At 72.1% G+C, this 23,046-nt stretch carries 18 protein-coding genes and 1 pseudogene; 8 read left to right on the top strand and 11 right to left on the bottom strand.

Annotation, left to right across the window (positions count from 1 at the left end; all coding sequences use genetic code 11):
- Nucleotides 1–20: 20 nt before the first annotated feature.
- From ACQCO7_RS13340 to ACQCO7_RS13325, 4 genes are read left to right on the top strand one after another with little or no spacing between them, the layout of a single operon-like run.
- Nucleotides 21–1,289 carry an ABC transporter substrate-binding protein gene (locus ACQCO7_RS13340; RefSeq protein ID WP_464072035.1) on the top strand — a complete coding sequence of 423 codons (1,269 nt, stop codon included), beginning with the start codon at nucleotides 21–23 and terminating at the stop codon, nucleotides 1,287–1,289.
- Nucleotides 1,286–2,218, top strand: a complete 933-nt coding sequence (locus tag ACQCO7_RS13335) for a carbohydrate ABC transporter permease (RefSeq protein ID WP_464072034.1) — start codon at nucleotides 1,286–1,288, stop codon at nucleotides 2,216–2,218. Before ACQCO7_RS13340 ends, ACQCO7_RS13335 begins: the two co-directional genes overlap by 4 nt.
- Nucleotides 2,215–3,045 carry a carbohydrate ABC transporter permease gene (locus ACQCO7_RS13330; RefSeq protein ID WP_464072033.1) on the top strand — a complete coding sequence of 277 codons (831 nt, stop codon included), beginning with the start codon at nucleotides 2,215–2,217 and terminating at the stop codon, nucleotides 3,043–3,045. Before ACQCO7_RS13335 ends, ACQCO7_RS13330 begins: the two co-directional genes overlap by 4 nt.
- Nucleotides 3,046–3,049: 4 nt before the next feature.
- Entirely contained in the window at nucleotides 3,050–3,637 is a 588-nt protein-coding gene (locus ACQCO7_RS13325) for a hypothetical protein (protein ID WP_464072032.1), read from the top strand.
- 48 nt (nucleotides 3,638–3,685) lie between these two features.
- On the opposite strand, the gene ACQCO7_RS13320 is transcribed toward ACQCO7_RS13325, so the two are convergent.
- The 9 genes from ACQCO7_RS13320 to ACQCO7_RS13280 form a co-directional block, all read right to left on the bottom strand.
- Nucleotides 3,686–5,080 carry a sensor histidine kinase gene (locus tag ACQCO7_RS13320; protein WP_464072031.1) on the bottom strand — a complete coding sequence of 465 codons (1,395 nt, stop codon included), beginning with the start codon at nucleotides 5,078–5,080 and terminating at the stop codon, nucleotides 3,686–3,688.
- A 5-nt stretch (nucleotides 5,081–5,085) separates the two neighbouring features.
- A complete protein-coding gene (locus ACQCO7_RS13315; protein ID WP_464072030.1) occupies nucleotides 5,086–6,123 on the bottom strand; it encodes a rod shape-determining protein in 1,038 nt (345 codons plus the stop codon).
- 178 nt (nucleotides 6,124–6,301) lie between these two features.
- Nucleotides 6,302–10,396: an SAV_2336 N-terminal domain-related protein gene (locus ACQCO7_RS13310; protein ID WP_464072029.1), complete on the bottom strand. Its 4,095-nt coding sequence runs from the start codon at nucleotides 10,394–10,396 to the stop codon at nucleotides 6,302–6,304.
- Nucleotides 10,386–11,396, bottom strand: coding sequence for an AAA family ATPase (locus tag ACQCO7_RS13305; RefSeq protein WP_464072028.1), 1,011 nt, complete (start codon nucleotides 11,394–11,396; stop codon nucleotides 10,386–10,388). Before ACQCO7_RS13305 ends, ACQCO7_RS13310 begins: the two co-directional genes overlap by 11 nt.
- 32 nt (nucleotides 11,397–11,428) lie before the next feature.
- A complete protein-coding gene (locus tag ACQCO7_RS13300; RefSeq protein WP_464072027.1) occupies nucleotides 11,429–13,204 on the bottom strand; it encodes a VMAP-C domain-containing protein in 1,776 nt (591 codons plus the stop codon).
- 9 nt (nucleotides 13,205–13,213) lie between these two features.
- The gene (locus ACQCO7_RS13295; protein ID WP_464072026.1) at nucleotides 13,214–13,555 is read right to left on the bottom strand and encodes a CU044_2847 family protein; all 342 of its coding nucleotides are present in this window, start codon (nucleotides 13,553–13,555) and stop codon (nucleotides 13,214–13,216) included.
- Nucleotides 13,556–13,658: 103 nt separating this feature from the next.
- Nucleotides 13,659–15,146: a carboxyl transferase domain-containing protein gene (locus ACQCO7_RS13290; protein ID WP_464072025.1), complete on the bottom strand. Its 1,488-nt coding sequence runs from the start codon at nucleotides 15,144–15,146 to the stop codon at nucleotides 13,659–13,661.
- Entirely contained in the window at nucleotides 15,143–16,585 is a 1,443-nt protein-coding gene (locus ACQCO7_RS13285) for an acyl-CoA synthetase (RefSeq protein ID WP_464072024.1), read from the bottom strand. Before ACQCO7_RS13285 ends, ACQCO7_RS13290 begins: the two co-directional genes overlap by 4 nt.
- A gap of 154 nt (nucleotides 16,586–16,739) precedes the next feature.
- Complete coding sequence (locus ACQCO7_RS13280; protein WP_464072023.1) at nucleotides 16,740–18,158, bottom strand: SLC13 family permease; 1,419 nt, start codon at nucleotides 18,156–18,158, stop codon at nucleotides 16,740–16,742.
- A 335-nt stretch (nucleotides 18,159–18,493) separates the two neighbouring features.
- On the opposite strand from ACQCO7_RS13280, the gene ACQCO7_RS13275 reads away from it, so the two are divergent.
- Nucleotides 18,494–19,219: a FadR/GntR family transcriptional regulator gene (locus ACQCO7_RS13275; protein WP_464072022.1), complete on the top strand. Its 726-nt coding sequence runs from the start codon at nucleotides 18,494–18,496 to the stop codon at nucleotides 19,217–19,219.
- Here ACQCO7_RS13275 and ACQCO7_RS13270 read toward each other — a convergent pair.
- A pseudogene (locus tag ACQCO7_RS13270) lies at nucleotides 19,216–19,584 on the bottom strand (PP2C family protein-serine/threonine phosphatase); the annotation flags it as partial. The gene ACQCO7_RS13275 and the pseudogene ACQCO7_RS13270 overlap by 4 nt on opposite strands.
- 140 nt (nucleotides 19,585–19,724) lie before the next feature.
- Between ACQCO7_RS13270 and ACQCO7_RS13265 the strand changes: the two are divergent.
- Entirely contained in the window at nucleotides 19,725–20,591 is an 867-nt protein-coding gene (locus ACQCO7_RS13265) for an ATP-grasp domain-containing protein (RefSeq protein WP_464072021.1), read from the top strand.
- 12 nt (nucleotides 20,592–20,603) lie between these two features.
- Here ACQCO7_RS13265 and ACQCO7_RS13260 read toward each other — a convergent pair whose 3' ends face one another.
- Nucleotides 20,604–21,185 (bottom strand): hypothetical protein, encoded by a 582-nt coding sequence (locus ACQCO7_RS13260; protein WP_464072020.1) that lies wholly within the window; start codon nucleotides 21,183–21,185, stop codon nucleotides 20,604–20,606.
- A 169-nt stretch (nucleotides 21,186–21,354) separates the two neighbouring features.
- Between ACQCO7_RS13260 and ACQCO7_RS13255 the strand changes: the two genes are divergently transcribed.
- The gene (locus ACQCO7_RS13255) at nucleotides 21,355–22,128 is read left to right on the top strand and encodes an IclR family transcriptional regulator (protein WP_464072019.1); all 774 of its coding nucleotides are present in this window, start codon (nucleotides 21,355–21,357) and stop codon (nucleotides 22,126–22,128) included.
- Complete coding sequence (locus ACQCO7_RS13250; RefSeq protein WP_464072018.1) at nucleotides 22,128–22,970, top strand: SMP-30/gluconolactonase/LRE family protein; 843 nt, start codon at nucleotides 22,128–22,130, stop codon at nucleotides 22,968–22,970. Before ACQCO7_RS13255 ends, ACQCO7_RS13250 begins: the two co-directional genes overlap by 1 nt.
- The last annotated feature ends 76 nt before the right edge of the window (nucleotides 22,971–23,046 follow it).

Genomic DNA, 23,046 nt, shown 5'->3' with positions numbered 1-23,046 from the left:
ACGAGGAGAGCGAGGCAGGCATGCACCGGACGAAGGGACTGTCGGCCGCCGCCGCGCTGCTGCTGTGCGCGACGCTGGCCGGCTGCGGCGGCTCCGCCTCGGCGGACGGCAAGGCCGTCCTGCGCTACACCTGGTGGGGCAACCCGGACCGGGCCGCGCGCACGGAGAAGGCCGTGGCACTGTTCGAGAAGGCGCACCCGGGGATCGACATCCAGACGTCGTTCTCCGGATACGACGCCTACAAACAGAAGTTGGCCACGCAGGCGGCGGGCGGCGACGCCCCGGACGTCATGCAGCTGGACTACCGGCAGATCGACCAGTACGCGGACGGCGGTGTCCTGCTCGACCTCGGCAAGGAGCGGGCGGCGCTGCGGACTTCGGAGATCGACCCGGGGTTGTTGGCCACCGGCCGCGTGGACGACGTCCAGTACGCGATCCCGCAGGGGCGCGGTACGGAGACCGTCGCGTACGACGTGAAGACGTGGACCGAGTCCGGCGTACCGCTCCCGAAAGGGCCCTGGACCTGGGACCAATGGGCAGACACCATGCGGGAGTTGACGAAGGCGATCGGCAAGCCCGGCGCCACCGACCCCGGCCAGAGCGAGGACTGCTTCGAGGTCTGGCTGCGCGGCCAGGGCAAGCCGCTGTACACCAAGGACAACCAACTCGGATTCACCGCCGACGACTTGACCAAGTGGTGGACGTTCACCGACCAGTTGCGCCGCGAGGGCGTCGTATCGCCCGCCCAGCAGACCACCCAGCTCGACGGCACGGTCGAGAACACCCCGCTGGGACGCGGCAAGTCGGTCACCGACGCCAACTGGGACGCCCCGGCGAGCGGGTTCAAGGCGCTGCTCGAAGGCGGCGTCGCCCTCGCACAGATGCCGACCGGCCAGGACGGCACGCCCGGCCAGTACTTCAAGCCCTCGATGTTCCTCGGCGCCTCGGCGGACACCCGACACCCTTCCGAAGCGGCCACGTTCATCGACTTCATGATCAACGACCCGGAGGCGGCGAAGATCCTCGGCGCCACCCGGGGCATCCCCGTCAACGAGTCGGTTCGCAAGGCCATCGAGCCTCAGCTCGCCGACTTCGACCGGACGATCGCCGACTACCAGGCGTCCCTGGAAGGGAAGTTGAAGGACCCGCCGCAGGCCCCGCCGTCCGGCGACAGCGCGTTGCAGACCACCTTCCAGCGCGACTACGACCAGGTGTCGTACGAGCGCATGTCGCCCCGCGAGGCGGCCGAGAACTACGTCACCGAGGCGAAGGCGGAGCTGCGGTCATGACCACCACGATTCCTGCTGCTCGCCTTGTTGATCCGCCGACGAAGCCGGCTCGCAAGAAGCGCCAACGCGAGGGCGCCGCCTGGGTGTTCCTCTCCCCGTGGGTGCTCGGCGCGATCGGCCTCACGCTCGTCCCGATGGCCGTGTCGCTGTATCTCTCCTTCACCGACTACGACTTGTTCAACCCGCCCCGCTGGGTGGGGCTGCGCAACTACACGCAGATGTTCACGGAGGACCCCCGCTACTGGCGCTCGGTCGTCACGACCCTGACGTACGTCGTCATCGCCGTCCCCCTCCAACTCGCCCTGGCCCTCGCCGTGGCGCTCGCGCTCAAGTCGATGCGACGCGGGCGCGCCTTCTACCGCTCGGCGTTCTACGCGCCGTCCCTGCTCGGCGCGTCGATGTCCATCGCCCTCGTCTGGCGGGCGATCTTCAACGACGGCGGCACGGTCGACAACCTCTTCGGCACCGGCGGCTGGGTCAACGAACCCGGCTGGTCCCTGCTCGCCGTGGCGCTGCTGACGGTGTGGCAGTTCGGGGCGCCGATGGTCATCTTCCTCGCCGGACTCCAGCAGATACCACGGGAGTTGTACGAGGCGGCGGCGGTCGACGGGGCGGCGCGGTGGCGGCAGTTCGTCTCCATCACCGTACCGATGCTGTCCCCCGTCCTGTTCTTCAACCTGGTCCTCCAGACCATCCAGGCGTTCCAGGTGTTCACGCCCGCGTTCGCGATCAGCGCGGGGAAGGGCGGGCCGGCCGACTCGACGCTCGTCTACACGATGTACCTCTACGACCGGGGGTTCGTCGCGTCGCACATGGGTTACGCGTCGGCGATGGCGTGGGCGCTGCTCCTCGTCATCGGCGTGGTCACGGCGGTGCTGTTCCGCACGTCACGCACCTGGGTCTTCTACGCGTCGGAGGGGGAGCGATGAGCCGTAACAGGGTTGCCCTGCACGTCGGTTGTCTCGCCGCGCTGCTTGTCATGCTGTACCCGCTGGCCTGGCTCCTCGCGACCTCGCTGAAGCCCGCGAACGAGGTCATCGCCAGTCTCGACCTGTGGCCCAGCCATCTCGAATGGTCCAACTACTCCACGGCGCTCGACGGTGTGAACGGCGTTTCCGTGACCCGGCTGCTCACCAACTCCCTGGTGATCGCGGGCGGTGCGGTCCTCGGCAACGTCATCAGCTGCTCGCTCGCCGCGTACGCGTTCGCGCGGCTGCGGTTCCGGATGCGCGGTCCGCTGTTCGCGTTCATGATCGCGACGATCATGCTGCCGCACCACGCCGTGCTGATCCCGCAGTACATCATCTTCAACAAACTCGGCCTGGTGAACACGTACTGGCCGCTCATCCTGCCCAAGTTCCTTGCCACGGAGGCGTTTTTCGTCTTCCTCATCGTGCAGTTCATGCGCGGGCTGCCGCGCGAGCTGGAGGAGGCGGCGAGGATCGACGGCTGCGGGCCGTTCCGGAGCTTCTTCCACATCATCCTGCCGCTGACCCGGCCCGCGCTGATCACCACGGCCATCTTCACGTTCATCTGGACCTGGAACGACTTCTTCACGCAGCTCATCTACCTCTTCGACCCCGACAAGTTCACGCTCACGCTCGCGCTGCGGTCCTTCGTCGACGCGTCCAGCCAGTCGTCGTTCGGGCCGATGTTCGCGATGTCGGTGATCGCGCTGCTGCCGATCGTGCTGTTCTTCCTCGCCTTCCAGCGGTTTCTGGTGGAGGGCATGGCCAGCTCCGGACTGAAGGGGTGAGGGGGTGAGCGGTGTGCGGGAGCCGGGAGAGGTGTTCGGGCCCCGGTTCGCCCTGTTCGCCGACACGATGAGCGTCGGACTCGCAACGGCCGTGTCCTGTCTGCCTGTTGTGACGATTCCGGCCGCGCTGTCCACGGCCTGTGCGGTGCTGCGGGGGGCGGGGGAGGACCGGCCGGCGACCGCGGGGCGGTACTTCTCCATGCTGCGGCGGCGGTTGCGGGGCGGCGATCTGGTCGCGGGTGGGGTGGTCGTGGCGGGGGTGCTGCTGTTCCTCGCCGATCTGGCCTTGGCGCGGGCGGGGTTGCCGGGGGGTGCGGTGTTCGCCGTGGTGGCGGCAGTAATCGGTTGCTGTGCGTTGCTGGTCGGGCTGCGGGCCTGTGGGCGGCCGGAGTCGATGAGCGACTGGCGGGCGGCGCTTCGTGCGGCTGCCGAGGACGCGGTCCGGGACGTCGGGGGGAGCGCGCTCGTGCTGCTCGCGGTGGCTACGGCCGCGCTGTGCGCGTGGATGCTGCTGCCGCTGGCGTTCTTGGTGCCGGGGCCGTTGGCGCTGGCGCTGAGCGCGATCGATGTGCGAACACGCCGTACGGCGTAGGGAAGTCAGGGGTCCGTGCGGCGGTCGCTCGGTGTCGGCCGGAGGGGTTCACTCGACCGCCGCCTCCCACACCGTCCGGCCGTCCACCGTCAGCCGCACTCCCTTCCGGCCGTCCGCGAACACCTCGATGTCCGCGTCCGTGAGCCCGGCGAGGCTCTCGCGGAGGGCGGCGAGGAGGGTGGGGGCGAGGTGGTCGGGGACCAGCGCGTCGACGGGGCCGGTGAAGCGTACGGAGGGCTGGGTGCCGAGGGATGCGGCGGCCTCCCGCAGGAGGCGGGCGCGGAGGCCCGACGGCGGTTCGGCGGGGGGTTGCTGGAGCTGGAAGATGGCGGTGCGGATCTGCTGGACGGTGGCTTCCAGTTCGGTGACGGCGGTGTCGATGGCGTCTCGGGCATGGATGTCTGCGGCTCGCGGTTTATCGGCATGTCGGTCGCCGGTTCGCGCCTCCGGGGCTCGCGGCTTTTCGGCGTGCCCGCTTCCGGCTCGCGGCTCTTGGGCGTGCCCGCTTCCAGTTCGCGGCTTCCGGGTGTGCTCGTTTCCGGCTCGCGGCTCCCGGGATGCCGTGCCCGCCGCCCGTCTCCCCGTCGCCTGGAGCATCATCCCCGTCGCGAACAGCCGCTGGATCACCAGGTCGTGGAGGTCCCGCGCGATCCGGTCCCGGTCCTCGTACACCGCGAGCCGCTCCCGCCGGTGCCGCGCGTCGGCCAGCATGAGGGCGACGGCGGCCTGGGACGTGAACTGTACGGCGAGCCGTTTCTCCGTGTCGGTGTACGGGCGCCCCTCGTGCCGCCGGGGCAGCGCGAGGGTGCCGATCAGGCGGCCGTCGGCCTGGAGCGGCAGCATCATGCTGGGCCCGAACCGGTGCCGCACGTGGGTCGTCATCCGGGGATCGGTCGCCGAGTCGTCGATGAACACCGGCTCACCACCGAGGAGTTGGACGAGGACGGCGCTGCCGGGCCGGATCGTCGTACCGACGATGTCACCGGGGTCGTCGTACGTGGAGGCCGCGACGATCTCCATGCCGCCTTCGGCGGTCGGCTGGAGTACGACGCCGGCGGCGGCGTCGGCGAGGAGGCGGGCGCGGTCGGCGACGGTCATCAGGGGGTCGGCCGAACTGGCGTTGCCCAGCAGGGCCGTTGTGACGGCGGCGGCGCCTTCGATCCAGCGTTCGCGCTGACGTGCGGCCTCGTAGAGGTGGGCGCCGGCGAGGGCGGTGCGCGCGCGGGCGGCGAGGACGTCGAGGGCGGGGGAGGGACGGCCGCCGGCGAGATGCAGGCGGCCGTACCCCTCGACCGGGACGTGCAGGACGGGCGCGTCGCAGGGGCCCGTCTCCAGAACCGCGCTGCGGGAGCCGGTGAGTTCGGCCGCCGCGTCCACGATGTGCCGTACGGTCGTGGCGAGTTCGAGGTCGGTGCCGATGGCCAGGAGGGCGTCGAGCCGCACCGGTTTCAGGCGCTCAGCGGGGCCAACTCCATGGGCTGGATGCGCCCTTCGAGCATCATGCCGAGCCCCTGCGCCGCGCAGATGTCGGGCCGGTCGGCGATGTGCACCGGCATGCCGGTCGCCTCGCGGAGCATCTGGTCGAAGCCCGGCAGCAGCGCCGAACCGCCGACCATCATGATGCCCCGGTCGGCGAGGTCGGCGACCAGGTCGGGCGGGCAGTTGCGCAACACCCGCCCGATACCGTCGAGTACGGCGGTCAGCGGCGTCTCGATCGCGTCCCGGACGGCGGCCGTGTCGACCTGGACGCACCGCGCGAGACCGGTCGCGACGTCCCTGCCGTGGATCTCCGTCGACGAAGGGCCCTGCGGGGAGAGGCCGTTGCCCGACAGTGCGAGCTGGAGCGGCCGTACCGACTGGCTCGGCAGGATCAACTCGTGCTGGTGGCGCAGGTGCTGGACGATCGCGTGGTCAACTGCCACGCCCCCGACGGGAACCCGCTCGGCGGTGACGATCGCGCCGAGGGAGAGCACCGCGACCTGCGTGGCCGCCGCGCCGCACACCATGATCATGGTCGCCTCGGGCCGCTCGACGGGCAGCCCGCAGCCGATCGCGGCGGCGGTCAGCGTGTCCACCAGCTCCACCCGCCGCGCGCCGAGCCCGACCAGCGTCTCGATCGTCGCGCGCTGCGCCAGCGGGTCGGCGTCGTGCGGGGTGCAGGCGGCGGCCCGCAGGCGCGGCTTGTAGCGCAGCTGACGGCGGATTCTGTCCCCGAGGAGGTGGCGCAGCATCCGCTGGGCCATCTCGATGTCGACGACCGTCCCGCCGGACACCGGCCGCACCACCCGGATGTAGTCGGGTGTGCGCCCGGTCATCTTCTCGGCGAACTCGCCGACCGCGATCAGCGCGCCGGTACGGGTGTTGACGGCGGCGGCCGACGGCTGGTCGACGACGAGCCCGGCCCCCTTCACGTACACCCGCGTCCGCGCCGCGCCCAGGTCGACGGCGAAGTGGCAGCGGCGCAACTGTTCCAAGCTGGCGGTCATGGACAGGTCCTCCCGAGAGCACGACCGCCGGTCGGCGGCCTCCTTCGCATCGTGCGGGCGCGCGAGAAGGGGCGCCTGCTGGGATGGGCCGGGCAGGGAGCGACCGAATGGATGATTTGTCCGAAATGTCCACCACCTCGGATGTAGTGCGTTACCTCTCAGGTATCACCGGGCGCGCTCAGGTACGACCGAGCGTGCGGGCCGCCTCCAGCACCGGTGCCAGCGATCGCACCACCACCTCGCCCCCCGCCTCCCGCAGCCCCTGCTCCACCGTCCGGTTGCGCGCCAGCCCGATGAAGGGCAGCCCCGCCCGCTGCGCCGCCGTCAGCTCGGCGACCGTCGACCCGAGGAACACGGCGGGCCCGGCCTCCTCGCCGAGCGCCCGCCGCAGGCAGTCCGGGTCGGGCATCAGCGCCGCCGGGTCGTCCGCCCGCCCGTGGACCCCGGCCAGCGGCAGCCGGTACGGCGCCACGTACCGCCGTACCGCCTCCTCGCAGCAATCGGTTACTACCAGAACCCGCTTCCCCGCCGCGTGCAGTGCCCGGACCAGCGCCACCGCGTTGTGCGTCGTCGGCGCGTCCGGTACGGCGGCCAGCTCCAGCTCGTCGAGCCGCGCCCGCAGGACCGGCCCGACGGGGTCGTGGGCGTAGGTACGTAGTACTTCCAGGGGATGGACGACGCTGTCCCGGGCCTGGGGCGTCCCGAACGGCCGGCCCGCCAGGGCGTCCTCCGGGTTCCGGTGCTCGGCGGCCACCGCCAGCAGCGCGAGCGCCGCCTCGCGGGCCTGCGCCGCCGGGAAGAGCCGGGTGAGCGGGCCGTCGAAGCCGAGCAGGACGGTGGGCGCGGCGAGCAGCGCCATCAGGTCGGGCGCCGCCTGTTGTGCAACCGTTTGCTGCGCGTACGGCACTATCCGCACCTCGCAGCTCACCTGGAGCCCCGGCACCGGCCACCGCTTCAGCTCCTTGCCCAGCGCCCGCTCGGCACCCTGGGGGCGGTTGTGGGAATGGTGGCGGGTGATGCCCGGCGCCCTCTCGGCGACGTACGCGAACAGGGCGTCCGCGACGTGCGGGACCTCCGCGCGGACGAACGCGACCGGGTCCGTCACCCGCCACGTCAGGTGCGCGGACGCCGCGAACCGGGCCTTGCCCGAACTGGGCAGGCCCAGCTCGCGCGTCGCGCTCTGCGGCATGAGGTCCACCTCGTAGTACGTCGCCCTGCCCGGCCGCCGACTCCCGTACGGCTGGGCCGGGTTGAGGAGGGTGAGGGGGGCGTCCGGGAGGGTGTGGACGACGGCCGAGCGGCCCGGCGCGGGGAGGTGCAGCTCGCGCAGGTCCCGGGCGAGGTACGGGCCCTTCACCAGGTCCCGTTCGTCGTCCTCGGGGCGGGGGGCCGGGAGGGGGCAGTACCAGGCCAGCGGCGGGGAGTCGAGGGCCTCGCCGTACAGCGGGCGGAAGCGGTGCGGGCCGTATGCCGCGGAACTCTCGATGAACGACTCGTAGAGCGCGGGCGGGACCGTGACGGTCGCCTGGGCAGCGGTGGGCGGGGGAGCGGGGGCGTCGTCGAAGGTGACGTGGAGGCGGGGCGGGTCGGTGAGGGTGGCGAGCGGGCCGGGGAGCCAGCGGACGGCCGCCGCGAGGAGGGGGACGAGGTAGGTGTCGGGGGAGATGTCGACGCGGTAGCCCTGAGGCAGTACGCGCGTCTCGTACTCCGTGGGTGTGAGGCCGCCCCGGGAGAGGACCTCGTCCACGGCGTACTCAAGGGTGATGCGGGACTCGGGGGTGAGGGGGGTGAGGGTCTCGAAGCGGAGGGGGCGGGGGGAATCGACGGCGGCGGCCGGGAGGTGGAGGACGTACCCGTCCGTGACCTCGGCGACGGTACTGGGACCCAGGAAGCCGGTGACCAACTCGGCGACCAGCTCCTGGACTCGGGCGGTGGACCGGTTCCCCTCCGGCAGGAGGCGCGCCAGTTCGTCGGACGTCACCCGACGGCCCCGGCTGTGCGTCAACTTGACCAGCAGTGCCATCAGTTCCTGGGAATGGATGTGCAGGGAGACCGAATCTCGGGTGACCTGTATGGGAGACGCCAACCGGATCTGGAGAGGACGGGAGTTGCGGGCGGCATCGACTTGTTCGGGACTGGGGTGAAAGCCGTGGAACCTCTGGATCTTCGTGGAGCGATCCCTCAACTTCCTTAGGAGAACTTTGAATTCGACCAGGTCGCCCGACGCGCTCCGGCCCACCGACTCCTGCCCCAGCGCGAACCGGCTGATGAGTACGGTGCCGTCCGCGCGCAGCAGCAGGCCGTTGCCGCCGCTCTGCCCCCGCACCAGGCCGACGGCGTGCAGGGCTTGGAGTCCGTCCCGGACGTCGGCCATGAGCGCGGCGTACACCGGCAGCGACACCTCGGGCCCGCTCCCCACCATCAGCTCGGACAGCGTCACCCCCTCCACGAACTCCGCGATCAGGTAAGGGGTTTGACCCTCCACCCCGTGGTCAAGCACCCGCGCCACATATGGGCTGTCGACCCCGGCGAGCACCTGCGCCTCCCGCGCGAACCGGTCGAGGTGCTCGGGCTGTTCGGGGTAGAGGTGGACGACGACCCGCTCCCCGGTCCGCGTGTCCACCGCCTCCCGCACCCGCTGCCCCGGACCCCGCTGCCCGAGCACCCGGTACCGCCCGCCGAGGAGCGCGGTTTCCGGCGCCCCCCCGAGCCGGTCGACGGTCTCGCCGCGTACGGTCGCGAACGCCTCCCCGTCCCCCGCCCCGCCGCCCCCGCGCGCCCGGAACGCCCCGGGCGCGAACCCGGCGCGTTCGTCGATCAACTCGCCGATCCGCGCGAGGAATTCACTCGTGCGTCCGCGCACGGTCCGGGGCAGCGTGCGTTGCAGCAGCTCCCGTACCCCGGGCCGGAACGCGTACGACCCGGGCGGTCCGTCGACGGCCGTGAGCATTCCGCTGAGGATCACCTCGGCCAGATGCCGGGGCCGGGGGTCCTTCTGCACCGCGTGCTGCACGAGCCGCATCACCGGCACCGAGGGTGCCGCCAGCGACAGGTGCCCGGCCAGCCGGAACGCCTCCGGGGAGGCCGTGGACTCGAACCGCAGGACGATCTCACGAGCCGTCAGATCCCTTATGTCCGACGCCTCTTCGGGGGCGGCGGGCGCGGTCGTCAGCCAGGCCGCCGCGCCGGGGGTCCGTCCGCCGCCCGGACTCGTCAGCAGCGCCGCCCAGTTGGCGAGCCAGGGCGCGTCCGGTTCCATGACCGGCAGCGCGACGGCGTCCGGTGCGGGGGCGGTGACGTCGGGGTCGTACGGGGTGAAGGCGAGTGCCGACGCCGGGGCCGCGAGGGCCGGGGAGGTGAACAGGCCTGGTTCGGCGGGGAGCGCGGTCGGCGGCCACAGGTGCTCGGGGAGGGGCTGAACCACGGCCAGCGGGGCGTGAGTTGCCCAGTGGCGCAGGGTGCGGTACCAGCGGTCGCCGGCCGGGCCCGGGCGCCACTGCGGGCCCATGCAGTCGCTGAGGACGAGGATCGCGGTGCGGCCGTCGGCCGGGGCGATGACGCCACGGGTGCGGCCGTCGGGGGCGAGGGGGTGCAGGGAGACCGTGCGGAAGATGCCCGACTGGGCGAGCGCGGTGTGCAACTCCCGTACCAGCGGCTGCCATACGGGCATCGTCGGGCCCGTGTCGTGCACGAGGCACAGGCGCAGCCAGCGGTCCCGGGCCGGGCGCAGGACCGGGAGCCACACCTCGGGGGAGGCGCCGAGGCGGGCGATGCGGTCGGCGGTCGCGGGCTCGTCGAGGAGGTGCGCGTGGGGGGCGGGGACCGTGCGTTTGAGGGGGCGGAGGGCGCGTTGGAGGGCCAGGGGGTGGGGGAGCATCGGGGGGACGGGGATGCTGAGTGGCTTGCCCCCTGCGGGAGTTCGGGCTTCGGCGGGTGGCTGGGCGGGGGGTTGGGTTTCGGTGGGGGGTGGTGTTGTGGGCGAGTTCGGGTCCGGGGCCGGGGTCGCGTTCGGGTTCGGGAGGTGGAGGGGGACGCGGGGCGGGTCGGGGGTCGGAGGGAGGGTGATGGCGGGGTCGGGCTGGTCGGGCCAGGGGACGGGCGGTTCGGAACGGGCGAGCGGCGTACGGGAGTTCGGGGACGACGTCTCGGCGTCGTCGCTCAACTGCCCCGCGAACCACAGTACTTCGGCCAGTTCGCGCGGGGTCGGTCCCGTTCCCTCGGCGGCGGCGTCCAGCAGGGCGGCCAGCCGGGCGAGGGGGCCCTCAGAGTCCATCCGCGTCCGCCACCGCGTCCAGGTAGGGCATGAGCCGTTCCGCCAGCTCGTTCCGGTCGGCGACTTCCAGACCCGTGACTCCGGTCAGGTAAAGGGCGTTGAGGAGCTGGTCGGTCGCCAGGTCGCCGTTCGTGGCGCGTTCCAGGAAGCGCTCGATCAGCGGCTCCGCCTCGGCGGGCGGCGTATCCAGGTGCGCGCGGACGATGTCGGTGAGCTGGGCGCGGTCGGGGCGCCGCAGCCGCAGCCGTACGCAGCGGCGCAGGAACGCGGGCGGGAACTCGCGTTCGCCGTTGCTGGTGAGGACGACGAAGGGGAACGCCCGGCAGCGGACCCGGCCCCGGGTGATCTCCACGGGGGTCTCGGAGCCGTCCGCGAGGACCTCCACGGTCGGGCCGTCGTCCGCCGACCGCCGTGCGGCGCGCAGGAGTTCGGGGATGTCGTACTGGCCCTCCTCCAGGACGTTCAGCAGGTCGTTCGGCAAGTCCAGGTCGCTCTTGTCGAGTTCGTCGACCAGCAGGACGCGCGGCTGCTCGTACGGCAGCAGGGCGGTGCCCAGGGGGCCGAGGCGCAGGTGGTCCTCGACGCCGTCGTGCGCGTCGTCCTTGCGGGCCGCGTAGAGGCGGGACAGCGGGTCGTAGCGGTAGAGGCCGTCCGTGAGGGTGCTGCGGCTCGTGATGTTCCAGCGCAGCACCGGGCCGAGCCCCAACTCCCTTGCCACCGCGTACGCGAGGGACGACTTGCCGGTGCCGGGCGGGCCGGTGACCAGGAGCGGGCGGCGCAGGATCAGGGCCGCGTTGACGAGTTCCACGCTCTCCGGGGTGGCGACGTACGTGCGGGCGCGGTGGACGCGGTCGGGGGAGACCGCCGACTCGTCGTCCGTGTCGCGCGGCGCGGGCAGGACGGGGGCGCCGTCGAACGCGCGCCACGGCGGCGGGGCGGGCAACTCCCGGATTCCGGCGTGGGGTTGGTTCGAGCCGGTGTAGACGGACCAGTGCGGCATGCGAGTCGGGCTCTTCTCGTGGGTCGTGTCGGTCAGGCCACCGGCGAGTGGCTGTGGGCCGCGGGCAGGTCGGGGAACAGTCTCGGGTCGTCCCACAGGAGCTGGATGCCCCGCGCCCAGTGTTCCTCCTCGGCCGCCGCCTCCTCGCGCAATTCCATGATGTGGCGCGGGAGTTCGGCGGGCGGGACCCCGGACACGCGCGAGTCCAGCTGGTCCAGGAACGTCTTGCCCGCGCAGCCGGCACCGCCCGCGCACTCCTCCTGCGGGCCGCTGTCGCAGCCCTCGCGGGACCACACGACGATCGGCGCGGGGGCGACGAGCGTGACGTCGAAGTGCGCGCGGGTGCGCTGCGCGGCCGGGGCGGTGGAGAAGCCCGCGAGGCAGGCGTCCGGTCTCCGTAGCCGCATGCGCAGCTTCCCCGGCTCCTCGGTGTTTCCGCACTCGACGCGGTGAACTCGCGCGCCCGGTACGGAGTCCAGCCGCTTCCACGCCCGGGTCAGGACGTGGCGGGTGCTGTTCCTGCGGCGCGCGTGGTCCGTGACGACCAGCGGGAACGAACAGCCCAGCGGCGTCTCGTCGTCGGGGCCGCTGGGCCACCGGTCCACCGGCAGATCGAGCCAGTTGCGGGGCAGCGCGAACGCGATCAGCTCGTCCGCGCCCGGTGTCAGGAACCCGAACGCCGCCTCGATCTGGCGCTGCACGTACTCCGCGAGCCCGTCCTTCGGCACGGTGTCCGAGCCGATCGGGTGCCGGCGGCCACCGCTGTAGGCCGACACATCGACGCGGACGCGGTCGTCGCCGGCACCGCTGTGGTGGAGGTCTACGAGGATGGGGGCCCATTCGGGGGGTGCGCCGGGCGGGGTGAACGAGGTGCCGGGATGGGTGGGTTGTGTGTCCGGCGGGGTGAACGGGGTGTCAGGTGAGGTGAGTTGTGTGCCGTACGCGGCCAGCAGTGCTTCCAGTCGCTCCGCGAACCGCACCACCGTCCCCACCGCCTCCTCGCCCTCCAGCTCCGACAGCACGAACAGGGCCGCCGACCGCAGGGAGGAGAAGCCGTCCTCCGGTGGCCTCGGGTCGAGCGGGTCGCGTACGGCGTTGTAGAGCTGCGTCCAGTTGCCGCCCAGGCCCGCCGACTCGGCCCGCTCCACGAGCCGGTACAGCCGGGCCCGGTCGGCGGGGCGGTGACCGGCGACCGGGATCAGCCCGTCGAGGTCGCGCCAGTACCGCTTCATCACCTCGGTCGGCATCATCCGCCCGTTGGACACCCCGCGCGCCCCGGCGGCGGCCGTCACCATGCCGACGACCTCGCCCGTGTCCTCCAGCGCGACGGCCGCTCCGCTGAACCCCGGCGCGAGCGACTGCCCGCCCTGCTGCCAGGACTCCAGCTGGTTCCACTCGTCGCTGATCAACTGCCGTGAGGTGGCCCGGTACTCGGCGATCGTCCCCTCGTCGAAACCGGCGGGGAAGCCGTAGACGACGAGTTTCCTCGGGCCCCCGTCCGCAGCCCTCCCGTGCACCGCCTCCGGTGGAGCCAGTACCGCGGGAGTGATACCGGCGTCCCTCTCAAGTCGTAGTACGGCGACGTCCCCGCGATCGTGACCCGCCCGCGCGCTCCAGCCGCCGTGTGCCAGAAGTCGTACGGGTAGGGGGTCGGTGCCGGGGCGCTCGGTGAACGACACCGTGAGCCCGTCCGTCCGGCCGTCCAGGACATGCGCGCAGGTCACGACCGTGTCCGGGGTGACCAGGAAACCGGCGCCCAGGACCCTGCCGGACGCCTCGACCCGGGCGTGCCACGCGGCGCTCTTCATCGGCGGCTCTCACTCTGCGGGGGTAGCGGGGGAGTCCGAGGGTGACGCCCCCCACGTCAGCTTCACCACCAGATGGCCCTCGCTGGTCCCCTTGGCGATGATCGCGCCCGCCTCGGCGGAGAGCTTGACACCGAACTCGATCTCCACGCCGTCCGGTTTCAGCGCGCCGTCCCGGAACACCCGCAGCGCCGACTGCGCGGCCGTCCGTACGCCGTCCAGCGCGGCCTCGAACGTCCTCGCCGCCTGCACGCTGCCGTCCCGCGACGCCAGCCGCGAACCGGCCCGCTCCTCGACGGCCTCGACGGCGACGACCGCGCCGTCCTCCGTCTTGAACTCCACGAGCCCTTCCATGACGCCCCCGTAGTACGTGCCTCAGTGCACCCCCATTGTTACGTACGGTACTTGAGGTTGTCGCGCGGTCCTGCGTGTTCCTCTTGTGAACGGGGTGGGTTTCTCATGGCCGGCGGTCATCTGTTCGGATCACGCCCAGCGCGGCCAAGTCCTGCGGTCTGATCCGGAGTTGACCGGCCGTCGCCTCGACCTCCTCCGGCGGACGTTTCAGGATCGCGGCGGCCAACTCCGGTGCGATGACGGAGAAGTAGCTGTCCGGCGTCGCCCATGTCCGGCCGGGCGCGGCCAGCGCGAGCGCCCCGCCGGAACCGCCCTCGCCGATGACGAGCGTCGTGATCGGCGTGCTCACCTCGGCGACGGCCGTGAACAGTCCGGCGATCGCCGCGCCCGCCCCCTGCCACTCGGCCTCCGCGTCGTTCGCCGCGCCCGGCGTGTCCACCAGCGTCAGCACCGGGATGCCGAGCCGGTCCGCGAGCCTGATCAGCCGTACGGCGGTCCGGTACCCGGCGGGCCGCGTCGCCGCGCCGGTCTGGGCGGCGAAGGCGACGACTTGCCCGTCCGGCCGCAGCCCGAACCCGCAGACGATGCCCTCGGGGTCGGTGCCGCCGCAGCGGTCGCCGCTGATCTCGGCCCGGTGGGTGAAGTAGGTGTCCAAGTAGGCGTGGGCGCGGGGGTGTTGGGGGGAACGGGCGCGCTGGACGGCGTCCCAGCCGGAGAGGGGGAGGTCTGTGGCGCCGAGGGGGGTGGGGACCGGGGCGGGGGTGGGCGTGTTCGGGGGGCGGCGGGGTTTTGATGGTGTCGAAGTGGTCGGTGAAGACAGGGAGTTGAGCGGTGTGCCCGGCGATGGCAGGGAGTTGGGCGGGGCATCCGGTGGCGACAGAGAGTCGGCCGGCGTGTCCGGTGGTGGCGGCTCGGCTTGCCGGGTGCCGCTCAGCAGCCGTAGCCACAGCCCCAGCGTCCCCCGCAACTCCTCCGGACGTACGACCGCGTCGGCCGAGCCCGCCGCCACCTGGGCCTCCGCCGTGTACGCGGCCGGGTCCGCGTCCGGCGGGCGAACTCGCGAGCCCGCGAAGCCCACTTGGGCGCCCGGCAGGGCGAGGATCACGTCCGCGCCCGCGCCGAGGGTCGCCCAGCCGCCGCCGGTCGTCGGGTCGCGCAGGACCGCGATCTGCGGGAGGCCCGCCGCCCGGGTGAGCGCCGACTCGCGGGCCACGCGCTGGAGTTGGGTGAGCGCGAGCATGCCCTCCTGCATCCGGCTGCCGCCCGTGGCGACGAGGGGGACGACCGGGAGCCGGCGCGCGCGGGCGTGCCGGTACGCCGACTCCAGCCGGTCGCCGGTGCGTTCACCGAGGGAGCCGCCGAGGAAGCCGAACTCGAACGCGATCAGGACGACTTGGGTGCCCTCGACGTCCGCGGTGCCGCAGACCACGGACTCGCTCTCGCCCGTACGCCCGGCGGCGCGGGCGAGCGAGGCGTCGTAGCCCTCCCAGCCGAGTGGGCCGTCGGGCGCCGACTCCTTGTCGGGGTACGGGAGTTCGGTGAACGTGTCGGTGACGAGCGCGATGACCTCGCGGGCGGAGAAGCGGGTCACGAGGCCAGCGCCCGCTTCATGATCTTCCCCATGTCGTTGCGGGGCAGGGCGTCGAGGTAGTGGACGACCCGGGGGCGCTTGTGCGGAGCCAGCCGGGAAGCGACGTGATCCGCCAACTCGTTCGCCGACGGCCGGTGTTCGGAGTCGCTCGGCACGATCCACGCCACGATCCGCTCGCCGAGGTCCGCGTCCGGCTCCCCGGTCACCGCGGCCTCCCGTACCCCCGGATGTTCGAGGAGCGCGTTCTCGATCTCGCCCGCCCCGATCTTGTAACCCCCGCTCTTGATCAGGTCGGTGGCCTTGCGGCCGACGATCCGGACATAGCCGTCGGGGTCGCGCACCGCCATGTCGCCGGTGCGGAACCAGCCGTCCGGGGTGAACGCGGCGGCGGTCGCGTCGGGGCGGTTCAGGTACTCGGTGAACAGGTTGGCGCCGCGCACCTGGATCTCGCCGACGCGCTCCGCGTCGTACCCGTCGATCGCCGTGCCGTCCTCCTCGACCAGCCTCAACTCAACGCCTGGCAGCGGGAGTCCGACGGTTCCGGCACGGGCCTCGCCGTCCGCGCGGACGCTCGTGTTCATCAGGGTCTCCGTCATGCCGTACCGCTCGACGACCCGGCGGCCCGTGGCCCGCGCGATCCGCTCGTGGTCGTGCACGGGGAGCGCCGCCGAACCGCTCACCAGCAGGCGGGCGTTGGCGAGTGCCTTCACCAACTCCGGTTCGGCCGGGATGGATTCGGCGATGCGGTGGTACATCGTCGGGACGCCGAACAGCATCGTCGCGCCGTCGTTCAGCTCCTTCGCCACGCCCTCGGTGGAGAAGCGGCCCAGGTGGCGGACGCTGCCGCCGCGCCGCAGGGGGCCGAGGGTGCCGAGGACCAGGCCGTGCACGTGGAACAGGGGCAGGCCGTGCACCAGGACGTCGTCGCCGGTCCACTGCCAGGCGTCGGCGAGCGCGTCGAGGGTGTGGGTGATCGCCCGGAGGGGCAGGACCGCGCCCTTGGGCGGGCCCGTCGTACCGGACGTGTAGACCACGAAGGCGGGGGAGTCGGGGCTGAAGCTGTCCTCGGGGAGTGTGCCGGTGGCCCGGACGTCGACCTCGATCCGCTCGAACTGCCGTAGCGCCTCGGGGAGTTCGGTGCCCGGCGCGGTCAGGACCAGGGTGGGGGCGCTGTCGGACAGGATGTGCCGCAGCTCCTTGTCACCCGACTTCGGGTTCAGCGGCACGGCGGTGCCGCCCGACAGCAGCACCCCCACGACCGCGACGGCGGTCTCCAGCTCCGGCGTCGCCCACACCGCGACCCGGCGCCCCCCTGCCAGCCGCTCGGCGACGGCCCCGGCCGCCGCCGCGAGCTGCGCGTACGTCAGGGAGCGTGGGCCGAAGGATAGGGCCGGCCGGTCGGACGGGCCGTCGGTCAGGGCGGGGAAGAGAGGGGACACGCGTCGTACTCCTTGCTGTTCGGCGTCGGGCGTCGGGCGTCGGGCGTCCGGGCGTTTGGTGTCGGTCGGTGTCAGGCGTTCGGTCTTCGGTGGAGGTCATACCCGTAGCCCGGAAGTACTAGGGGTACTACGGGTATGACGGGTACCACGCGGCTCACCCGAAGCCCGGCACGACCATCACCAGCCATGCCACCGCGGGTACCACCGCGACCACGATCCCCCCGTAGATCATCAACTGCCGGAAGAAACGCTCACGGTCGACGTCCGGCGCCGCGGCCAGCACCAGCGCGCCGTTGGTCGAGAACGGGCTCACGTCCACCACCGTCGCCGACACCGCCAGCGCGCACACCATCCCGACCGCCCCGATCTCGCCCTGCGCGAGGAACGGCACGGCGAGCGGGATCAGCGCGCCCATGATGCCGACGGACGAGGCGAACGCCGAGACCAGCGCGCCGATGTAGCACAGCAGCACCGCCGCGAGCAGCGGCACCCCGATGCTGCCGACGCCCTCACCGGCCCAGGTGATCGTGCCCATCTGGTCCAGCACGCCGACGTACGTCAGCACCCCGCAGATCAGCAGCACCGTCGACCACGCGATCTCCCCGACCGCCTTGCGGCTGTCCGCCGGCCACGCCGTGCTCAGCACCACGGCCAGCGTGATCGCGGTGAGCCCCGCGTCCAGGTCGAGCACCAGCACGGCGAGCACCAGCGCGACCAGCGAGACGAGGGTCGCGATCCGGGCCGGGTTCAGCCGGACCCCGTCCGACGTGTCCGCCACCGCCTCACGGGGAATGGTCTGGATGGGGGCATTCGCACCCGTAGTACCCGTAATACCTCCGGGGGACCCGCCGGTTGACGCCCCCTCGGACGGGCCGGCCCCGCCGCCGGACGGCCCCGTCATACCCGTAGCTCCCGTAGTACCTGAGGACTCCACACCCCCCGTACCCACGACCGGCACCACCCCCTGCCGCCACAGCTTCCGCCCGCCGCACGCCAGGAACACCACCCCGGCGATGACGAGGTTCGCGAACAGTGACGTGAGGAATAGCGCGATCTCGTTCCCGGGCAGCTTCTCGCGTTCGACGATGCCGTTGACGATCGTGCCGTAGATGCTGATCGGCGAGAAGCCGCCGCCCTGCGCGCCGTGCACGACCATCGCGCCCATCAGCAGCGGGCTGATCCCGTACTGCGCGGCGAAGCTGAGCGCGACCGGCGCGACGATCGCGACCGCCGCCGGGCTCACCGCGCCGATGCCGGTGAGCGCGCCGGTCAGCGCGAACATCACCCACGGGATGAGCGCGACGCGCCCGCGCACGAGCCGGATCGCCGCGTGCACCAGCCAGTCGGTGGTGCCGTTGGCGCGGGCGATCGCGAAGAGGTACGTCACGCCGACCAGGACGACGAACAGGTCACCGGGGAAGCCGGCGAAGATGCCGTCCGCGTCGAGGTCGGCGACGAGTTCACCGACGCCGAAGGCCGCGGCGAACGCGAGCGCGCCCATGTTGACGGAACGGGTGGTGGCGATGACGAACACGACCACCAGGACGAGGATCGAGATGAGTTCGGGGGACATACGGGCTCCCGTCGTTGGGTCCCGGAGCGACAGGGGTGGGGTGGGAGTGGGGGGTGGGGTGGCCAAGTGGCTGAGTGGTCGAGTGGCCGAGCCACTCGGTGGGCAAGTGGCCGAGTGGTTCATTGGCTGAGTGGCTGAGCCACTTTTGTGAGTGGTCGAGTGGCTGAGCCACTTTCTTGTGTCGGCTGATTAGATTGCGCGGCTCGACGGCCGTCAAGAGGGTGCGCGAGAATTGGCTCAGCCACTTGACCACTCAGCCACTCAGCCACCCGTCCACCGAGCCACTTCGGCCCAGCCTCCCGATGCTAGGCTCCCGCCCGAAAGAGGGGGATCCCGTGAACGACGCCCTGCGGCCGATGATGAAGCAGCGCCTGTACGAGCAGGTGCTCGACCGGTTGCGGCAGTACGTGGTCGACGGCGGACTCGCCGCCGGGGACCGGCTCCCGCCGGAGCGGGATCTCGCCCAGCGGCTCGGGGTCAGCCGGGCCTCCGTCAAGCAGGCGATCGTGGTCCTGGAGGTGCAGGGCCTGGTCGAGGCGCGGCACGGCGGTGGGACGTACCTCGTGCGCGACAGCCTCGACGTCGAACCCGTCGACCGGATGGTCGAGCGGCGCAGGCGGCTGCCGGACGTGCTGGAGGCGCGTGAGGCGCTGGAGACGAAACTCGCCGAACTCGCCGCCGAGCGGCGCACCGAGGAGGACCTCGACGCCATGCGGGCCGCCCTCGCGCACATGGCCGAGGAGATCGAGGCCGGCGCCCCCGGCATCGAGGGCGACCGGCTCTTCCACTCCGCCGTGACCGCGGCGGCGCACAGTGCGCTGCTCGCGGAGTTCATGCGGTCCATCGCCGAGCAGATCGCCGAGAGCCGTACGGAGTCGCTGCGCCAGCCCGGCCGGCCGAGCCGGTCGTGGGCCCAGCATCAGGCCATCTTCGACGCGATCGCCGAGCGCAACGCGCGCAAGGCGGCGACCGCGATGCGTACGCATGTCCGGACGGTGGCGAAGGTGCGGCTCCTGGACTGGGAACCGGCGGAGGCAGAGGCCGAGGCCGAGGACGCCTAGGCCGCGGGTTCAGCCGCCTCCGCCGCCTCCGTCAGGTCCGCGACCACGCAGCTCACGTTGTCCTCGCCGCCTGCCGCGTTGGCCGCGTCGATCAGGGCGCGGGTGGCGGCGTCCGGGGTCGTGGTCGTTGTGAGGACGGCGCGGATCTGGTCCTCGGGTACTACCCGGGTAAGACCGTCGGAGCAGAGCAGGTAGCGGTCGCCGGGGCGGGCCTCGTGGAGGTGTAGGCCGGGAGTACCTGTGGTGCTTCCCCTTCCGTCGAGGGACTTCAACAGGAGCATGCGGTCCGGGTGGGAGAGGGCCTCCTCCTCGGTGAGGCGTCCCTCGTCCAGGAGGGACTGGACGACGCTGTGGTCGTGGGTGATACCGAGGGGGAAGGCCAAGTGCCGGGTGGGGTACGTCGTACCTGAGGGCTACGGGGTTCCCGTTGGCCGTGGGGGTGGGCCCGGATCTACAGTTCGAAAGCGTTTGTGGCTCATACCGTCGTACGAAAGTAGGGGTCCCCGTGTCTCGTATCGCGCTCGTCACCTGCCGTCCCGGACCCGAGGTCGTCGCCGATCCCGATCTGCCGGGGCTGGTCGCGGCGCTGCGGTCGGCCGGGGCCGGGGCGGAGGCGGTGGTCTGGGACGACCCCGAGGTGGACTGGGCGTCCTTCGACCTCGCCGTCATACGGTCGACCTGGGACTACTCCTGGCGGGCGGCGGAGTTCCTGGCCTGGACGGGCAAGTGCGCGAGCCTCACGCAGCTCGCCAACCCGGCGGAGATCGTGCGGTGGAACGCCGACAAGCGGTACCTGGGGGAGCTCGCGGCGGCTGGCGTCGCCACCGTCCCCACCAGGTATGTGGCGCCGGGTGAGACTTTGGAGCTACCCCGCGAGTACGAGTACGTCGTCAAACCCACCTCCGCCGGTGGCGCACGCTTCGCCGCGCGCTACACCCCCGACGGCCACGACACCGCCGTACGCCACATCGAGCGGATGCACGCCGAGGGGTTCACGGCGATGATCCAGCCGTATGTGCGGAGCATCGACGCCAACGGGGAGCGGGCGCTCCAGTTCTTCGGGGGGCGGCTGCTGCACGCCAGCCGCAAGGGGGCGGTGCTCGCTCCGGGGACGGCGTACGACGCGGACAAGGTCGCGCATCCGGGGCTGACCGTGTGGGAGCCGACCGAGGCCGAACTCGCCACCGCCGAGCGGGCGTTGGCCGCCGTGCCCGGAGGTGAGGAACTGCTGTACGCGCGGGTCGACCTCGTCGCCGGGGACGACGGGCGGCCCTGCGTGATGGAGCTGGAGCTGGTCGAGCCGAACCTGTTCCTGTCGCTGCACACCGGGTCGGTGGACCGGGTCGTGGCGGCGGTGCTGGAGCGGGTGTGAGCGCGCTCCGGTTCAGCCCCTGACTGCGACCCGTTGCAGGAGGCCCCAGGTGAACTCCGCCACCACCTGGCGGGGTACCCCCTGCTCGTCGGGGGCTGTGAAGGACAGGCCCCAGCGGGTGGGGGCGGTGCCCTCCAGCGGGCGGGCGGGGGCGAAGGCGGTGGCCGCCTCGTTGACCGTGCAGGACCAGGGGGTGAGGTCGGCGAGTCCCTCCAGGGTAGGGGGAGGGGTACCGGGGGAGCGGATCAGCCATTCGTTCCAGATCGCGCCCGTGGGGGAGAGCAGGACCTCGAAGCGCAGGGTGGGCCACAGGGGGACCGGCCAGAGCCGGGACTCGCAGGTCAGGTCGCCGATGCGGCGGGTGGTCGTGGTCTCCGGGGCGCCCAGAAACGTACGGTAACGATTCGCCGCCGCGCGCCCTCGCGGTGCGTGCCGCATCGCCTGCCAGCGTTTGTTCGCCTCGCGCAGCTCCCCTGCGGAAGCGCCGAGTTGGTGGCGCGCCTCCTCCACGAGGCCGGGGTTGTGGTCGGCCATACGGCGCAGCAGGACGAGCTGGAAGTCGAGCGGAGTGAAGGGGCGCGGGGTGGACGGCATGCTTCCATCGTCGCCGATGGCGTACCTCTGAGGTACGGGTCTCATCGGCACCGATGTGGATCGGGTCTTTTCACGACCATTGCCCGGTCGGTGGCTTCTGATTAGCCTGTGTTCGTCATCCCGATCGCCTGTTGAAATATCGAACACACTTATAGGGAGGGGGCCGGCCGTGGGACGTCTGGTACCTGCCGTAACCCGGGCTCTGGACATTCTGGAGCTTTTCCTCGACGGGGACGGCACGCTCTCCGCCCCTGACATCGTGCGCCGGCTCCAGCTTCCGCGCACCACCGTGCACGAACTCGTCACCACCCTCGCCGCCCGGTCGTACATCGTGCCGGTGCCCGGCCAGCCCGGACGGTACCGGCTCGGTGTGCGGCCGTACCAGCTCGGCAGCCGGTACGCGGAGCAGCTCGACCTCGCGGCGGAGGGGCAGAACGTCGCCCGGTCCGTCGCCGAGACCTGCGACGAGACCGTGCACGTCGCGATCCTCGAAGGCACGGACGTCATCTACATCGCCAAGGTCGACTCGACGCACGCGGTACGGATGGTCTCCGCCGCCGGACGGCGCCTTCCCGCGCACTGCACGTCCGTGGGGAAGATGCTGCTCGCCTCGCTCTCCGAGCACGAGCTGAACGTACGGCTGCCGGTGGACGCCGAGTTGGTGCGAATGACGCCCAACAGCATCACCGAACCAGGGGCGTTGAGGGAGGCGCTCGCGGTCATCCGTGAGCGGGGTCTCGCGGTGGAGAGCAGGGAGTCCAACCCCGACGTGAGCTGTGTCGCCGCGCCGGTCCGGGACCGTACCGGGCAGGTCGTCGCCGCGCTCTCCATCTCCGTCCCGATGATCCGGTGGAGCGACGAACGGCGGGTGGAACTGGAGCAGTTGGCGGCCAAGGGTGCCGTCGACCTGTCGGAGCGGCTCGGATACCGGAGCGTGGCGTGATGGGGTACGAAGTAGCGGTACGGGCCGAGGCGACCCTCGGCGAAGGGCCCACGTGGGACGCGAACGCGGGCACGTTGCTGTGGCTCGACATCCTCGGGTCGCGGGTCTACTCGTACGACCCGTCGAGCGGGCGGCGGACCCTGCGCACGACCGACCAGCACGTCGGCGCCGCCAAGCCCCGGGCCGGCGGCGGGCTCGTCCTCAACCTCCGTGACGGCGTGGGCCTGTTGGACCCCGACGACACCTTCCGCTGGCTGCACCGCGAGGTCGTCCCCGGCCGTCGCGCCAACGACGCGGCCGTCGCCCCCGACGGGACGCTGTGGGCCGGCACGATGCGCTACAACGAGGAACCGGGCGGTGGCACGCTGGCCCGCTTCGGCCCAACGGGCCTGCTGGAGACGGTCCTTGACGACGTCGCCGTCAGCAACGGCACCGGCTGGAGCCCCGACGGGACGCTCATGTACTACGTCGACTCGCCCACCCGCCGCGTCGACGTCTTCGACTACGACGGCGAACGAGTGAGCGGGCGGCGGGAGTTCGTGACGATCGAGGACGGCGCCGGATCCCCGGACGGCCTCACGGTCGACGCGGACGGCTGCGTGTGGGTCGCGCTGTGGGACGGCGGTGCGGTACGGCGCTACACCCCCGAGGGGACGCTGGACCGGGTGATCTCCTTGCCCACGCCGCGCGTTACGGCCTGTGCGTTCGGTGGGGCCGACCTGAGCGACCTGTACATCACGACCGCGCGGATCGGACTCACGGATCCGCACCCGGTCGCGGGGTCGTTGCTGGTGGTGCCCGGGGCGGGGAAGGGGCTGGCGCTTCCCGCGTTCGCGGGGTGAGGGAAGCCGACCTGAGCGGTGGCGGGGCGGGGCCGGCTTTCGGGCCCCGCCCCGCCGCTCCCACATCCCAGTCGGC

The sequence above is a fragment of the Streptomyces saintjeani genome, from assembly GCF_055409605.1.
Note: the sequence above shows the minus strand (reverse complement) of the source record. Positions and strands in the feature narration are given on the sequence as shown.

Excerpts from the sequence above, each read along its gene's own strand:
- ACQCO7_RS13340 (WP_464072035.1), top strand. The coding sequence starts at position 21 with ATGCACCGGACGAAGGGACTGTCGGCCGCCGCCGCGCTGCTGCTGTGC.
- ACQCO7_RS13250 (WP_464072018.1), top strand. The coding sequence starts at position 22,128 with ATGGGGTACGAAGTAGCGGTACGGGCCGAGGCGACCCTCGGCGAAGGG.
- ACQCO7_RS13305 (WP_464072028.1), bottom strand. The coding sequence starts at position 11,396 with ATGCCGCACTGGTCCGTCTACACCGGCTCGAACCAACCCCACGCCGGA.
- ACQCO7_RS13260 (WP_464072020.1), bottom strand. The coding sequence starts at position 21,185 with ATGCCGTCCACCCCGCGCCCCTTCACTCCGCTCGACTTCCAGCTCGTC.
- ACQCO7_RS13300 (WP_464072027.1), bottom strand. The coding sequence starts at position 13,204 with ATGAAGAGCGCCGCGTGGCACGCCCGGGTCGAGGCGTCCGGCAGGGTC.
- ACQCO7_RS13335 (WP_464072034.1), top strand. The coding sequence starts at position 1,286 with ATGACCACCACGATTCCTGCTGCTCGCCTTGTTGATCCGCCGACGAAG.
- ACQCO7_RS13315 (WP_464072030.1), bottom strand. The coding sequence starts at position 6,123 with ATGACCGCCAGCTTGGAACAGTTGCGCCGCTGCCACTTCGCCGTCGAC.
- ACQCO7_RS13280 (WP_464072023.1), bottom strand. The coding sequence starts at position 18,158 with ATGTCCCCCGAACTCATCTCGATCCTCGTCCTGGTGGTCGTGTTCGTC.
- ACQCO7_RS13310 (WP_464072029.1), bottom strand. The coding sequence starts at position 10,396 with ATGGACTCTGAGGGCCCCCTCGCCCGGCTGGCCGCCCTGCTGGACGCC.
- ACQCO7_RS13295 (WP_464072026.1), bottom strand. The coding sequence starts at position 13,555 with ATGGAAGGGCTCGTGGAGTTCAAGACGGAGGACGGCGCGGTCGTCGCC.
- ACQCO7_RS13330 (WP_464072033.1), top strand. The coding sequence starts at position 2,215 with ATGAGCCGTAACAGGGTTGCCCTGCACGTCGGTTGTCTCGCCGCGCTG.